Raw genomic sequence first — 14,963 nt, 5'->3', positions numbered from 1 at the left:
GAGCAACATTTTAGTAATAATAAAAGAAGTATCTTTTTATTATTGGTGTTATAATATGATAAACAAAGATTTCATGTGCTTCGTTGTTAACAAGGGGTGATCAAGAAATGACTTTTGCAAAAAGGAAAGAGTGGTACTTAGAATATGAGATAACTGTAAATCGTGCTGGCTTACTCGGTGATATTTCAAGTTTGCTTGGAATGCTCGGCATTAGTATTGTTACAATTAATGGTGTTGATCAGGGAAAAAGGGGATTGTTAATTAAAACAGATCAACTAGAAAAGGTCGAAAGGTTCGAACAAATTGTAAAAGAAATTAATGAAATAGAAATTACAAAGTTAAGAGTTCCTGAATTACGAGATAGACTCGCTGTACGACACGGTAGATATATTGAACAAGATGCTGATGATAAAAAGACTTTTAAATTTGAACGAGAAGATTTAGGATTACTTGTTGATTTTTTAGCTGAGTTATTTAAAGTAGAAGGACATAAATTAATCGGAATACGTGGAATGCCTAGAGTTGGTAAAACTGAATCTATTGTAGCTGGAAGTGTTTGTGCACATAAAAGATGGTTATTCATAAGCTCAACTTTAATTAAACAAACAGTAAGGCGTTCACTATTTAAAGGTGAATATGATTCTAATCACGTATATATCATTGATGGTGCGGTAACAGCACGTGAATTGAACCCTGAGCACCAAGAATTGGTGAGAGAGGTTATGACGTTACCCTCAATAAAAGTAGTTGAACATCCAGATTTATTTGTAGAGTCGTGCAATTATAATATGGAAGATTTTGACTATATTATTGAATTGAGAGAAAATGAAGATCAAGAGATTCGATATGAAGAAATGAAGAAACATACGGTTCAAAGCAAGAATAATTTAGATTTTGGAGATCCATTTGGTGGAGGGTTTGGTTTCTTTGAATAATGTCTAGGAGGACTTTGAGTGAAAACGATTGGTGAAGTGTTGAAAAGTAGACGTGAAAGATTGGGTATGACACTAAGTGAATTAGAACAAAGAACTCAGTTAAAGCGTCAAACGTTAATACATATAGAAAATAATGATTTTAATGAACTAGCCAAGAGTGATTATACTGAAGGTTTTATTAGAAAATACGCTAAAGTTGTAAATATCGAACCAAATCAACTTATTGAAGCACATCAAGATGAGATTCCTGAAACACAATATCAAATTGATGATGTGATACAAACATTTTCTAATGGGTATGAACCCCCTTACCGACGTCAATCTAAGGAAGCGTTTCAATTGTTGATGTGGATGGGTTTCATTATTTTAATATCTTTAATCGTTTGGATACTCGCAGTATTAATTATATAAATATATGTTTTAGAAATGAGGATTTAATATGAATATACCGAATCAAATAACGGTATTTAGAGTTATTTTAATACCATTTTTTATTTTATTTGCTTTAGTTGATTTTGGTTTTGGACAAATTTCAATTTTAGGTGGAAATCATATCAGAATTGAAATATTAATTAGTGCTATCATATTTGTGGTTGCATCATTAAGTGATTTTGCTGATGGTTATCTTGCCCGTAAATGGCAATTAGTTACTAATATGGGGAAATTCTTAGATCCACTTGCAGACAAATTATTGGTCGCGAGTGCATTAATTGTTATGGTACAACTTGGTTTTACTAATTCTGTCGTTGCTATCATAATTATTGCTCGAGAATTTGCCGTCACAGGATTACGATTACTACAAATTGAACAGGGGTTTGTAAGTGCTGCAGGACAACTAGGGAAAATAAAAACAGCAGTGACAATGGTTGCAATTATATGGATTTTATTGGGCGATCCTTTCGTACACTATCTACGTTTCCCAATTGGAGTGTGGTTATTATACATTGGAGTATTCTTTACTATTCTTTCAGGTATTGAATATTTTTATAAAGGAAGAGATGTATTTAAACATTCTAAATAAATGTGTAATTAAAAAATTGAGCTTGTATATTTATTTCATATATAAATTACCATATCAATTTGTTATATAATCATACTCTCTAAAATATATACATTTTGATTTAGTTATCTTTGTCAAAGGTTTGTTCCCTATTCTATATGGGGTGCAAACCTTTTATTTTTCGGTTGCTTTAGTGTTGTGACAAAGAAGATAAAACAATTACTATAATTGATTTAATATTTTCACTTTTCAGATGTAATATCGATATACATCTGGTAAATCTTTTATGTAAAATGTAATTTCAGTATGTTATAAAAATAATGTGATGTTATGTTTAAGTTAAATTAGATGACAGTTCAGTGATACATGATTAAACTGCTTCTATAAAGATTCTTATTTTAGATTTATATTACAAAAAAATATATAATGGAATTATTGAAAAGACAATATAAATATCAGGGAGTATATCATTGATGAATATTTCAATTGTAGCTGTTGGCTCTGAATTATTACTAGGTCAAATAGCTAATACAAATGGGCAATATCTTTCAAAACTTTTTAATAGTATTGGTAAAAGTGTAGTAGAACATACAGTTATTGGTGATAACCCTCAAAGGTTAGAATATGTAATAAAGCAATGTCTATCTAGATTTGATACCATTGTTTTAACAGGTGGCTTAGGGCCAACAAAAGATGATTTAACTAAACATACTGTAGCTAAAGTATTAGGAAAAAATCTAGTGACGGATGAAGCATCGTTAAACTTTATCAAAAACTATTTTAAAGAACAAGGTCAAGATATGACCTCTAATAATAAGCAACAAGCATTAGTGATTGAAGATGCCATAGTTTTACCAAATAAACATGGTATGGCTCCTGGTATGCTTGTAGAATTAGGTAAACAAAAAATAATTCTACTACCAGGTCCACCGAAAGAAATGCAACCTATGGCGAAGAATGAATTATTACCTTATCTTATGGATAAAGATGAAGTTATTTTTTCTGAATTACTTAGATTTGCTGGTATAGGAGAGTCGAAATTAGAAACACTATTAATTGATCTTATAGATGAGCAAACTAATCCGACAATCGCACCTCTTGCAGGTACGCATGAAGTATATGTTAGATTAACAGCCAATGCTGAAAGTAAGGAACGATGTCAACTGCTTATTAATCCTATTCGAGATGAAATTTTAAATAGGATTGGTACTTATTATTTTGGGTCAGACGAAGTTAGCATTGAAGAATCGGTTATAAATAGTGCAAAACAGAATTTTGCTATTTATGACGGTGTAACTAATGGAGCTTTGTTTACTCGATTAAAAAATGCTGACAATAAAAATCTAGTTAAAGGTATGCTACCACATTCTAACCAATTTATTGATGTGACTTCTGAGTTTAATACCGTTTTATTCAATGCTGCTCAATATGTCAGGGATTTGTACCAAACAGATTTGGGTATTGTACTTTTAAATAAAGATAATATTGTATATTTAGGAATTTATGATGGAAATAATTTCGATATCGAAACATTTAAGATGTCTCAAAGTCGTAATTTATTGAGAAGCAGAAGTCAAAATTATGCGATGATTAGATTATTAAATTGGTTTAATAAATAGTATATTTTAAATTTTTGTAAAAAATATAAGTACGTTTGTTCGTTTTTGTGTCGGCTATTACACGATAAATACGAACAAATATTCGCAAAAGACTTGTGTTTTGCTTAAAATGCTTGTATAGTAAGTATAAGATATTATACAGATAACTTTCTGTAGTAGGAGGTCTCGTTTTGGATAATGAACGTCAAAAAGCTTTAGATACAGTCATTAAAAACATGGAAAAATCTTTTGGTAAAGGTGCCGTTATGAAGTTAGGCGATAATAAAGGTCGCAGAGTATCAAGTACTTCAAGTGGTTCTGTTACAGTTGATAATGCATTAGGGGTTGGAGGTTATCCTAAAGGAAGAATTATCGAAATATATGGACCTGAAAGTTCAGGTAAGACGACAGTAGCTTTACATGCTATCGCCGAAGTACAAAAAAACGGTGGTGTAGCAGCATTTATCGATGCCGAACATGCTCTCGATCCAGTATATGCACAAGCATTAGGTGTAGATATTGATAATTTATACTTATCTCAACCTGATCATGGTGAACAAGGTCTTGAAATCGCCGAAGCTTTTGTTCGTAGTGGTGCTGTGGACATTGTTGTTGTCGATTCAGTAGCAGCATTAACACCTAAAGCTGAAATTGAAGGTGAAATGGGAGATACTCATGTTGGTTTACAAGCAAGATTAATGTCTCAAGCATTAAGAAAGTTATCAGGGGCTATTTCTAAATCTAATACTACAGCTATATTTATTAACCAAATTCGTGAAAAGGTCGGTGTGATGTTCGGGAATCCTGAAACAACGCCCGGTGGTAGAGCCCTAAAATTCTATAGTTCTGTACGTTTAGAGGTAAGAAGAGCAGAGCAGTTAAAACAAGGTCAAGATATTGTAGGTAACAGAACCAAAATAAAAGTTGTAAAAAATAAAGTTGCACCTCCATTTAGAGTTGCAGAAGTAGATATTATGTATGGTCAAGGTATCTCTAAGGAAGGAGAGCTCATTGATTTAGGTGTAGAGAATGATATCGTTGATAAATCAGGTGCTTGGTATTCTTATAATGGAGATAGAATGGGCCAAGGTAAAGAAAACGTCAAAAATTATCTTAAGGAAAATCCACAAATCAAAGAAGAAATTGACCGTAAGTTACGTGAAAAGTTAGGTATTTTCGATGGTGATGTGGATGAAAATGAGAATGAAGACGATTCACCAAAAACTTTATTTGATGAATAGTTTTTTAGTTGACTAATTAAAAGGATGGCTTATTTAGCCATCTTTTTTTGTAGTTTTTGATTTGTTCTTTAAAAAAAGCAATTTAAAATGAGTGTAGTGCAATTTCATATCTTGACACATATCTGTCGATAAACGTACAATTAGTATGTATGATTCTTATATAATTTCATATAATCATATTGATTTTGATATACAAAGCAAACCCTAGATAAAGGAGGTGTTTATGTGAATTTATTAAGCCTCCTACTCATTTTGCTGGGGATTATTCTAGGCGTTGTTGTAGGGTATATTGTTGCCCGAAATTTATTACACCAAAAACAAGTTCAAGCAAGACAAACTGCCGATGATATTGTTAGCTATGCTAATAAAGAAGCAGACAATATTAAAAAAGAAAAATTACTTGAGGCAAAAGAAGAGAACCAAATTTTAAAAGAACAAGCTGAGAATGAACTGCGTGAAAGACGTGGTGAACTTCAAAGACAAGAAACCCGACTTCTTCAAAAAGAAGAAAATTTGGATCGGAAATCTGATCTTTTAGATAAAAAAGATGAGATTTTGGAACAAAAAGAATCAAAACTTGAAGAAAGACAACAACAAGTAGATGCAAAAGAGAGTAGTGTTCAAACATTAATAATGAAGCATGAACAAGAATTAGAACGCATCTCCGGTCTCACTCAAGAAGAAGCTGTGAAAGAACAGCTTCAAAGAGTTGAAGAAGAACTGTCACAAGATATTGCAATACTTGTTAAAGAAAAAGAAAAAGAAGCGAAAGAAAAAGTTGATAAGACAGCTAAAGAATTACTTGCTACAACTGTACAAAGATTAGCAGCCGAACATACAACTGAATCAACTGTTTCAGTCGTAAATCTGCCTAACGATGAAATGAAAGGTCGTATCATAGGTAGAGAAGGTAGAAATATACGCACATTAGAAACACTTACTGGCATAGATTTAATTATTGATGACACACCAGAAGCAGTTATTTTATCAGGTTTTGACCCAATTAGACGTGAAATTGCTAGAACTGCACTAGTTAATTTGGTTTCTGATGGACGTATTCATCCTGGACGTATTGAAGATATGGTCGAAAAAGCTAGAAAGGAAGTAGACGATATCATTAGAGATGCTGGAGAACAAGCTACCTTTGAAATAAATGTACACAATATGCATCCTGATTTAGTGAAAATTTTGGGTCGATTAAATTATCGAACTAGTTATGGTCAGAATGTACTTAAACATTCAATTGAAGTTGCCCACCTTTCAGGTATGCTTGCAGCAGAATTAGGAGAGGATGTTACTTTAGCTAAACGTGCTGGATTATTACATGATGTTGGTAAAGCCATTGATCATGAAGTTGAAGGTAGTCACGTAGAAATAGGTGTTGAATTAGCTAAGAAATATAATGAAAATAACATAATTATTAATGCTATTCACTCACATCATGGTGATGTTGAACCAACCTCTATCATTTCTATTTTAGTTGCAGCAGCTGATGCATTATCAGCAGCGCGACCAGGTGCACGTAAAGAGACACTTGAAAATTATATTAGAAGACTTGAGAGACTCGAAACGTTATCTGAAAGTTATGATGGGGTAGAAAAAGCATTTGCTATACAAGCTGGTAGAGAGATTCGTGTAGTCGTCTCACCTGAAGAAATTGATGATTTAAAATCATATAGATTGGCAAGAGATATTAAGAACCAAATTGAAGAAGAGTTACAATATCCTGGACATATCAAAGTGACAGTTGTTCGAGAGACTAGAGCAATAGAATATGCTAAATAATTCCATAAGCCACTGACCGTATTTACGGCCAGTGGCTTATTAAATATAATATAAAAAACCGAGCGTATAAACGCTCGGATATAATGATTTATTTTAATTGTAAATCAACTTCATTTATTTCTTTTAAAATTTCAGCTGTATCATAGCAATTTGTAGCGATATTTGCATATTTCTCTGCTAAACGATAAGCATTAATGTATAAAATTAAACTTTCTTTAGCGATATCTTCAGCGTCATCAGATTTGGCTGGATTTGAAGTTACAACTAATTCAGCAAATTTTTCAGGATCAATATTAATAGACATGAATGAATAAACAACTCCTATATTTTTATTAGTTTCATATTAACACAATACTTAAATACAAAAAAGTAAAGTCTTTTAATTTTCAGAATAATTAATTTGTTAATGAGACTTTTATTATAGTACAGTATCCATTAAACTTAATTTATGAGAGGATGAACAGAGAATGAGAATATTGTTTATAGGTGACATCGTTGGTAAAGTGGGCAGGAAAATGATTACTACTTATTTACCTAAAATTAAACAAACTTATCACCCAACAGTTTCTATAGTAAACGCTGAAAATGCCGCACACGGTAAAGGATTAACAGAAAAAATTTACAAACAACTTTTGAGAGAAGGCGTGGATTTCATGACTATGGGTAATCATACATATGGTCAAAGAGAAATTTACGATTTTATTGATGATGCTCATCGAATGGTGAGACCTGCAAATTTTCCTGATGAAGCTCCAGGAACAGGTATGAGAATAATAAAAATTAACGATATTAAATTGGCTATTATTAATTTACAAGGCCGTTCATTTATGCAAGACATTGATGATCCATTTAAAAAGGCTGACCAGCTAATCGAAGAAGCTCAAAAATCTACACCATATATATTTGTAGATTTTCATGCTGAAACTACATCTGAAAAAAATGCTATGGGTTGGTATTTAGATGGTAGAGTGAGCGCTGTTGTTGGTACTCACACACATATTCAAACTTCTGATGATCGTATATTACCTCATGGCACAGGATATATCACAGATGTCGGGATGACAGGTTATTACGATGGTATTTTAGGTATCAATAGAGATGAAGTTATTCAACGTTTTATTACTAGTTTGCCACAAAGGCATGTTGTTCCAGATGATGGGCGAGGCGTATTATCAGGAGTTATCATAGATTTAGATAAAGAAGGTAAAACGACTCAAATAAAAAGACTGTTAATAAATGAGGACCATCCTTTCCAAATTTAAAGGGATATAGTCCATTAGTATGAATTTAAACTTGTACCACTGTTGAAATAGTAAAACGGTGGTTTATTTTGTTATCATAGAGTATGAATTAATACCACAGGAGGCATGTGATATGAAATCACAAATATCATGGAAAGTGGGCGGTCAGCAAGGCGAAGGTATTGAATCTACCGGTGAAATCTTTGCTACTGCGATGAATAGAAAAGGTTATTTTTTGTATGGATATAGACACTTTTCTAGTCGTATAAAAGGTGGCCATACTAATAATAAGATAAGAGTTTCAAAATCGCCTGTGCATGCGATTAGTGATGATTTGGATATACTCATTGCTTTTGACCAGGAAACGATTGAATTAAATCATCATGAAATGAGAGAAGATAGTATTATAATTGCGGATTCTAAAGCAAAACCCCAAAAGCCAGAGAACTGTGTGGCTCAATTAATTGAGTTACCATTCACTAGCACGGCAAAGGAACTTGGAACAGCATTAATGAAGAATATGGTGGCAATTGGTGCGACATCTGCACTGATGGATTTAAATACATCAACTTTTGAAACTTTAATCGATAACATGTTTTCAAAAAAAGGTAATAAAGTCGTTGATATGAATATACAAGCCCTTAATATGGGTTATGATTTAATGAAGCAACAAGTTACCAACGTTAATGGAGACTTTACATTAGAGAATGGTAGCGGTCATCCTCATTTATATATGATAGGTAATGACGCAATCGGATTAGGAGCAATAGCAGCTGGATCAAGATTTATGTCCGCTTATCCAATTACGCCAGCTTCTGAAATTATGGAATACATGATTGCCAATCTACCTAAAGTTGATGGTACTGTTGTTCAAACTGAAGATGAAATAGCAGCAGCAACGATGGCGATTGGAGCTAACTATGCTGGCGTACGAGGCTTTACAGCGAGTGCGGGTCCAGGTCTTTCTTTAATGATGGAATCTATTGGATTGTCTGGTATGACTGAAACGCCATTAGTCATTATTAATACTCAAAGAGGTGGTCCTTCTACTGGCTTACCAACAAAGCAAGAACAATCAGATTTAATGCAAATGATTTATGGTACCCATGGTGATATTCCGAAAATTGTCGTTGCTCCTACAGATGCTGAAGATGCGTTTTATCTTACTATGGAAGCATTTAATTTAGCTGAAGAATACCAATGTCCAGTCATTCTGTTAAGTGATTTACAATTATCATTAGGAAAACAAACTGTTAAAACACTCGATTATAATAAAATCGATATTCGTCGTGGAGAAATAATACAGTCAGATATCGAGAGAGCTGAAGATGATAAAGCATACTTTAAAAGATATGCATTAACAGCTAGTGGCGTATCACCACGACCAATACCAGGTGTTAAAGGTGGTATACATCATGTAACAGGTGTTGAACATAATGAAGAAGGGAAGCCAAGTGAGGCGCCTATGAATCGTCAGAATCAGATGGAAAAACGAATGCGCAAAACTGAAAGCTTGGTTATCAATAATCCTGTGTTACTCAATGAACATGAAGACGAAGCAGATATACTGTATATAGGATTTATATCTACTAAAGGTGCTATTGGAGAAGGTGCAGAAAGACTAGAACGACATGGTGTAAAAGTGAATACGATGCATATTCGACAATTACATCCTTTCCCTAAAGATATTGTTCAACAAGCTATTAATAAAGCTTCGAAAGTAATAGTTGCAGAACATAATTATCAAGGACAATTATCAAGTATTTTAAAAATGAACACACAAGTTAATGATAAATTAGTTAATCAAACAAAATACGATGGGAAACCTTTCTTACCTTATGAAATTGAAGAAAAAGGTTTGGAAATTGCTAAAGAGTTAAAGGAGTTGGTGTAATTGGCTACATTTAAAGATTTTAGAAATAATGTGAAGCCAAACTGGTGCCCTGGTTGCGGTGACTTTTCAGTTCAAGCTGCTATACAAAAAGCGACAGCGAATATTGGTTTAGAACCAGAAGATGTAGCAATCATTACAGGGATTGGTTGTTCTGGTAGACTATCAGGTTATATTAATTCTTATGGCGTACACTCTATTCATGGACGTGCATTGCCTCTAGCACAAGGCGTTAAAATGGCAAACAAAGATTTAACAGTTATCGCTTCTGGTGGTGATGGAGACGGCTATGCAATAGGAATGGGACATACTATTCATGCTCTTAGACGTAATATGAATATGACGTATATTGTCATGGACAATCAAATATATGGATTAACTAAAGGACAAACATCACCTTCCTCAGCTAAAGGATTTGTAACTAAATCAACACCTAAAGGAAATATAGAAAAGAATGTAGCTCCATTGGAATTGGCACTGTCCTCTGGTGCAACTTTTGTAGCACAAGGATTCTCAAGTGATATAAAGGCATTAACTAAAATGATTGAAGATGCGATTCATCATGATGGTTTTTCTTTTGTTAATGTTTTCTCACCTTGTGTTACTTACAATAAAGTGAATACTTATGACTGGTTTAAAGAACATTTAACAAGTATCGATGATATTGAGGGCTATGACATCACAGATAAACAACTTGCTATGAAAACTGTGCTGGATCATGAGTCACTGGTTAAAGGTATCGTTTATCAAGATACAACAACACCTTCTTATGAATCGCAAATTTCAGAACTAGAACATGAGGCGTTAGCTAAAAGAGATATTCATATTACAGAAGAAACTTTCAACGATTTAACTGCACAATTTTTATAAAGGATACTCATTCATAGTAACTAGAATTGCGTCAAAATAAGTAGGTAAAATAAAAACGAAGGTGTACTTGATACATCATGACTATCTAATTTTACTGTAATTTCTTATCTAATAACGTTAATGATTACTATAGAAAATCAAGAAGTACGTTTCAATTTAAAAGTATTAGAGAACATGCATATAAGTAAATAACATATTTAAAGAGTGGGTCAGAATAACATTTTAATTCTGCTCACTCTTATTTTATCTCTATGTTGCTTGTCAAAAGCACTACGATTCAATAATGTAATTCTCATTTAACGTTTTTTACATGATTAATCACCCATCTCATCTAAAAGTAAATAATATAAGAATGACATAATTTATTCCAAATTATTTTAAAAATATAGATAAAGTATTTAACAAATGAAATTTTACTCAGAGTTATTATTAAATACATAAATAATGTGAACAGTTAAACGCACAGTCCTAATCAATGCAATAAGTTTGTTTTTTTAATAAATATGTAAAAGATTTTGTAAAAAGATTTTAAGAATATGAATTTTGGGAATAATAAAAATATAAGATGATTTTTCGGAGGTTAATATGGACAAATTTAAATCTATGACAGAATTAAAAGAATTGACTAAAGAAGGAAAAGATTGGGAAATAGAGTGTGAAAATCGTTCTAGCATAGTCACTATATTAGCATTACATGGCGGTGGAATTGAACCTGCCACAACTGAATTAGCCTATACAATTGCACATTGTGGCGACTATAACTATTTTTCCTTTAAAGGTATGAGAAGTAAGGGGAATAATGAGTTACATGTGACTTCCACACATTATGATGACCAAATTGCATTAGATTTAGTGAGAGGTAGCCAAAGAACTGTAGCCATCCATGGTTGTGAAGGTAATGAAAGTGTGGCTTATATAGGAGGTAGTGATGACAGACTAATTGAGTTAATCACCGAATCTCTTGAAGATATAGGAATTAGCGTGCGAGAAGCACCACATCATATTTCTGGAACTCAAGAAAATAATATTGTTAATATGACTCAAACCCAAGGAGGAGTGCAATTAGAACTGACAGCTCAGTTAAGAAAGGAGCTATTTAAAAATAGAAAAAGTTCACGCAAAAACCGTGAAAATAAAGATAATTGGGATGATTTAATGTACGACTTTGCTGATGCAATGAAAAAAGCTATAGAACGTGCATAATTAAATTCTAACGCATGTTAAAATAATATTATAAAACTTAATTGGAGAGATGAAGCATGCAAGATACATTAATGAGTATTCAAATTATTCCAAAAACACCGAACAACAACGATGTTATTCCATATGTTGATGAGGCAATTAAAATTATTGATGATTCAGGTTTGCATTTTAGAGTGGGACCGTTAGAAACAACAGTTCAAGGTGAAATGAGTGAATGTCTTATTTTAATTCAAAAATTAAATGATAGAATGGTTGAATTAGAATGTCCAAGTATTATTAGTCAAGTTAAGTTTTATCACGTACCTGAAGGAATAGAAATTGAGACGCTTACAGGAAAATACGACTAAGTTTAAATTAGAATAATATTTCTTATCTTATTTATTTAAGAGCCTAACATGCCATAGTGTTTAAGGCTCTTAAAATTTTGTATGAAAATATTGGTATGCTATAGACGCCATACATTATCACACTGAAAATATGATATAAAAGACTTTTATCAACTGATTTATTATAAATAAATGGTGTCTAAATAAACATTTAGATATGATTTACATTAATTACAGTAATAAAAGGCTAATAAGTTAATTATCAAAGATAGATGTAACATCATATACATGTCTTTTTGCACTTTGACTATAAATTTAATATAATGAAATAATGATTATGGGCATATAGAAAGGATTTTCAAAGTGAATGAAGAGCAAAGAAAGGCTGGAACGATAAATATTCTAGCTGAACGTGATCGTAAAGCTGAGAAAGATTATAGTAAATACTTTGAACAAGTGTATCAGCCACCTAGCTTAAAAGAAGCTAAAAAAAGAGGAAAACAAGAAGTTCAATATAACAGAGATTTTCATATAGATGAAAAATACAAAGGTATGGGTAAAGGTCGCACTTTTTTAATTAAAACATATGGATGTCAAATGAATGCACATGACACTGAAGTTATGGCAGGAATATTAAATGCATTAGGATATAGTGCTACTTCGGATATTAATGAAGCGGATGTGATTTTAATTAATACATGCGCCATTAGAGAAAATGCTGAAAATAAAGTCTTTAGTGAAATAGGAAATTTAAAACATTTAAAAAAAGAACGCCCAGATTGTTTAATTGGGGTGTGTGGTTGCATGTCTCAAGAAGAATCAGTCGTAAATAAAATATTAAAATCTTATCAAAATGTAGATATGGTTTTTGGGACACACAACATTCATCATTTACCTGAGATTTTAGAAGAGGCATATTTATCTAAAGCGATGGTAGTTGAAGTATGGTCTAAAGAGGGAGACATCATCGAAAATTTACCTAAAGTGCGTGACGGTCACATTAAAGCTTGGGTTAATATTATGTATGGTTGCGATAAGTTTTGTACTTATTGTATTGTTCCATTTACTAGAGGAAAAGAACGTAGTCGTCGTCCAGAGGACATCATTGATGAGGTTAGAGAATTAGCAAGAGAAGGTTATCAAGAAATTACCTTATTAGGTCAAAATGTAAATTCATATGGTAAAGATATCGAAGGTCTGGATTATGAATTAGGTGACTTATTGGAAGATATTTCTAAAATTGATATACCTCGTGTTCGTTTTACAACAAGTCATCCTTGGGACTTTACAGATCGAATGATTGAAGTTATAGCTAAAGGTGGGAACATAGTACCGCATATCCATTTGCCGGTACAATCAGGTAATAACCAAGTATTAAAGATAATGGGGCGTAAATATACAAGAGAGAGTTATCTTGATTTAGTTTCAAGAATAAAGGAAGCTATCCCTAACGTAGCTCTAACTACTGATATCATAGTAGGTTATCCAAATGAAACTGAAGAACAATTTGAAGAAACATTATCATTATATGATGACGTTCAATTTGAGCATGCATACACATATTTATATTCACAAAGAGATGGAACACCAGCAGCTAAAATGAAGGATAACGTACCTTTAGAAGTGAAAAAAGAACGTTTGCAAAGGCTTAATAAGAAGGTTGGAATATATTCTCAACAAGCAATGAGTCAGTATGAAGGTAAGATTGTTACGGTATTATGTGAAGGTTCTAGTAAAAAAGATGAGAATGTTCTAGCAGGCTATACTGATAAAAATAAACTTGTGAATTTTAAAGGACCAAGAGAGAGCATTGGTAAACTCGTTGATGTCAAAATTGACGAGGCAAAACAATATTCTTTAAATGGAACATTTATACAAGAACATCAACGTTCAATGGTGACACAATAATATGTATAGTGAAAAAGAAATCATACGAAAAGTCGAAAGTTTAGCAGAGAAAATTGGAAAACTAGAAGTTGTTCAAGATTATCATAATGTAGAAAAACAAATTCATAATAATCAAGCAATAAAACAAAAGATGAATCGTTTGAAAGCGCAACAAAAACAATCGGTTAATTTTCAAAATTATGGAAAACAAAATGCACTCGAGCAATCTGAAGTTAAAATTCAGAATCTAAAAGATGAAATTAATGAATTACCTATTGTTGAAGAATTTCGTTCAGCACAATATGAGGCGAATGATTTACTACAAATGATGGTCAAAACAATGGAAGATAGACTCAATGAATATAATAAAAAAGAACACAATGAATAATTATTTTAGAGGAGTTAAGTACAATGAATATTAGAAAGTTGACCATCACAGCATTCTTAATAGCTATTAATGTCGTGTTAAGTAGTTTAATTGTCATTCCTTTAGGTCCAATTAAAGCCGCACCCGTTCAACATTTTGTAAATGTATTATGTGCTGTATTTGTTGGACCATGGTATGGTTTAGCGCAAGCTTTTATTTCTTCTGTACTACGAATTTCATTTGGAACTGGAAGCGCATTTGCTTTTCCAGGAAGTATGATAGGTGTCTTACTTTCCAGTCTGTTTTATATGTATAGGAAGCATATTTTTATGGCTTCAGTTGGTGAAGTATTAGGGACTGGTGTTATTGGTAGTTTAATGTGTATACCTTTAGCATGGTTTTTAGGACTTCAAGATTTCTTTATTAAACCATTAATGCTTATGTTCATAGTATCAAGTTTTATTGGGGCTTTAATTAGTTATATATTGCTTATTATTTTGAAAAGAAGAGGTTTACTAGATAGATTTAACAAAAATTAATATTTATTTGAAGTACGCTTGATGAATAGGGGATTATAAGTGAAATGTTGATATCTGTTCATATGAAAGCGTACTTTTTG

The 14,963-nt window shown here is 32.3% G+C and carries 15 protein-coding genes; 14 read left to right on the top strand and 1 reads right to left on the bottom strand.

The annotated features are described in order from the left end of the window. Positions 1-107 precede the first annotated feature (107 nt). The 6 genes from HMPREF2576_RS02585 to rny all read left to right on the top strand — a co-directional run bounded on the left by HMPREF2576_RS02585 (position 108) and on the right by rny (position 6,559). On the top strand, positions 108-935 hold the full coding sequence (locus HMPREF2576_RS02585) for a YmfK family protein (RefSeq protein WP_002456221.1): 828 nt from the start codon (positions 108-110) through the stop codon (positions 933-935). A gap of 18 nt (positions 936-953) precedes the next feature. Beyond that, entirely contained in the window at positions 954-1,346 is a 393-nt protein-coding gene (locus HMPREF2576_RS02580; RefSeq protein ID WP_001832565.1) for a helix-turn-helix domain-containing protein, read from the top strand. A 28-nt stretch (positions 1,347-1,374) separates the two neighbouring features. After that, complete coding sequence (gene pgsA / locus HMPREF2576_RS02575) at positions 1,375-1,956, top strand: CDP-diacylglycerol--glycerol-3-phosphate 3-phosphatidyltransferase (protein ID WP_002439546.1); 582 nt, start codon at positions 1,375-1,377, stop codon at positions 1,954-1,956. 452 nt (positions 1,957-2,408) lie between these two features. Then, the gene (locus HMPREF2576_RS02570; RefSeq protein ID WP_002439549.1) at positions 2,409-3,554 is read left to right on the top strand and encodes a CinA family nicotinamide mononucleotide deamidase-related protein; all 1,146 of its coding nucleotides are present in this window, start codon (positions 2,409-2,411) and stop codon (positions 3,552-3,554) included. Positions 3,555-3,724: 170 nt separating this feature from the next. After that, positions 3,725-4,774 (top strand): recombinase RecA, encoded by a 1,050-nt coding sequence (recA, locus tag HMPREF2576_RS02565; RefSeq protein WP_002439552.1) that lies wholly within the window; start codon positions 3,725-3,727, stop codon positions 4,772-4,774. 225 nt (positions 4,775-4,999) lie between these two features. Next, positions 5,000-6,559, top strand: coding sequence for a ribonuclease Y (rny, locus tag HMPREF2576_RS02560; RefSeq protein ID WP_001829512.1), 1,560 nt, complete (start codon positions 5,000-5,002; stop codon positions 6,557-6,559). An 88-nt stretch (positions 6,560-6,647) separates the two neighbouring features. Here the strand turns inward: rny and HMPREF2576_RS02555 are convergent, their stop codons facing one another. Continuing rightward, positions 6,648-6,863 (bottom strand): hypothetical protein, encoded by a 216-nt coding sequence (locus HMPREF2576_RS02555; protein ID WP_002439555.1) that lies wholly within the window; start codon positions 6,861-6,863, stop codon positions 6,648-6,650. A gap of 163 nt (positions 6,864-7,026) precedes the next feature. On the opposite strand from HMPREF2576_RS02555, the gene HMPREF2576_RS02550 reads away from it, so the two are divergent. From HMPREF2576_RS02550 to thiW, 8 genes are all read left to right on the top strand, one after another. Continuing rightward, the gene (locus HMPREF2576_RS02550) at positions 7,027-7,821 is read left to right on the top strand and encodes a TIGR00282 family metallophosphoesterase (protein ID WP_001832548.1); all 795 of its coding nucleotides are present in this window, start codon (positions 7,027-7,029) and stop codon (positions 7,819-7,821) included. A gap of 112 nt (positions 7,822-7,933) precedes the next feature. Continuing rightward, positions 7,934-9,694, top strand: a complete 1,761-nt coding sequence (locus HMPREF2576_RS02545; protein ID WP_002468023.1) for a 2-oxoacid:acceptor oxidoreductase subunit alpha — start codon at positions 7,934-7,936, stop codon at positions 9,692-9,694. Beyond that, complete coding sequence (locus HMPREF2576_RS02540) at positions 9,695-10,561, top strand: 2-oxoacid:ferredoxin oxidoreductase subunit beta (protein WP_002439562.1); 867 nt, start codon at positions 9,695-9,697, stop codon at positions 10,559-10,561. A 585-nt stretch (positions 10,562-11,146) separates the two neighbouring features. Continuing rightward, a complete protein-coding gene (locus HMPREF2576_RS02535) occupies positions 11,147-11,764 on the top strand; it encodes a poly-gamma-glutamate hydrolase family protein (RefSeq protein WP_001832558.1) in 618 nt (205 codons plus the stop codon). A 56-nt stretch (positions 11,765-11,820) separates the two neighbouring features. Next, a complete protein-coding gene (locus HMPREF2576_RS02530) occupies positions 11,821-12,111 on the top strand; it encodes a thiamine-binding protein (protein ID WP_001829496.1) in 291 nt (96 codons plus the stop codon). Between the two features lie 342 nt (positions 12,112-12,453). After that, complete coding sequence (gene miaB, locus HMPREF2576_RS02525) at positions 12,454-13,998, top strand: tRNA (N6-isopentenyl adenosine(37)-C2)-methylthiotransferase MiaB (protein WP_002439565.1); 1,545 nt, start codon at positions 12,454-12,456, stop codon at positions 13,996-13,998. Between the two features lies 1 nt (position 13,999). Further along, positions 14,000-14,365, top strand: a complete 366-nt coding sequence (locus HMPREF2576_RS02520) for a YlbF/YmcA family competence regulator (RefSeq protein ID WP_001829463.1) — start codon at positions 14,000-14,002, stop codon at positions 14,363-14,365. Between the two features lie 23 nt (positions 14,366-14,388). Then, positions 14,389-14,883 (top strand): energy coupling factor transporter S component ThiW, encoded by a 495-nt coding sequence (gene thiW, locus HMPREF2576_RS02515; RefSeq protein WP_001829480.1) that lies wholly within the window; start codon positions 14,389-14,391, stop codon positions 14,881-14,883. Positions 14,884-14,963 lie beyond the last annotated feature (80 nt).

It is taken from the genome of Staphylococcus sp. HMSC063F05 (genome assembly GCF_001837075.1).
GTDB lineage: Bacteria > Bacillota > Bacilli > Staphylococcales > Staphylococcaceae > Staphylococcus > Staphylococcus epidermidis.
This window is presented reverse-complemented; position numbering and strand designations above follow the sequence as displayed.

Bases quoted from the DNA above. Each gene is read 5' to 3' on its own strand.
- HMPREF2576_RS02570 (WP_002439549.1), top strand. From the start codon at position 2,409: ATGAATATTTCAATTGTAGCTGTTGGCTCTGAATTATTACTAGGTCAA.
- HMPREF2576_RS02520 (WP_001829463.1), top strand. From the start codon at position 14,000: ATGTATAGTGAAAAAGAAATCATACGAAAAGTCGAAAGTTTAGCAGAG.
- HMPREF2576_RS02530 (WP_001829496.1), top strand. From the start codon at position 11,821: ATGCAAGATACATTAATGAGTATTCAAATTATTCCAAAAACACCGAAC.
- HMPREF2576_RS02535 (WP_001832558.1), top strand. From the start codon at position 11,147: ATGGACAAATTTAAATCTATGACAGAATTAAAAGAATTGACTAAAGAA.
- HMPREF2576_RS02585 (WP_002456221.1), top strand. From the start codon at position 108: ATGACTTTTGCAAAAAGGAAAGAGTGGTACTTAGAATATGAGATAACT.
- HMPREF2576_RS02550 (WP_001832548.1), top strand. From the start codon at position 7,027: ATGAGAATATTGTTTATAGGTGACATCGTTGGTAAAGTGGGCAGGAAA.
- pgsA (WP_002439546.1), top strand. From the start codon at position 1,375: ATGAATATACCGAATCAAATAACGGTATTTAGAGTTATTTTAATACCA.
- thiW (WP_001829480.1), top strand. From the start codon at position 14,389: ATGAATATTAGAAAGTTGACCATCACAGCATTCTTAATAGCTATTAAT.
- HMPREF2576_RS02545 (WP_002468023.1), top strand. From the start codon at position 7,934: ATGAAATCACAAATATCATGGAAAGTGGGCGGTCAGCAAGGCGAAGGT.
- HMPREF2576_RS02555 (WP_002439555.1), bottom strand. From the start codon at position 6,863: ATGTCTATTAATATTGATCCTGAAAAATTTGCTGAATTAGTTGTAACT.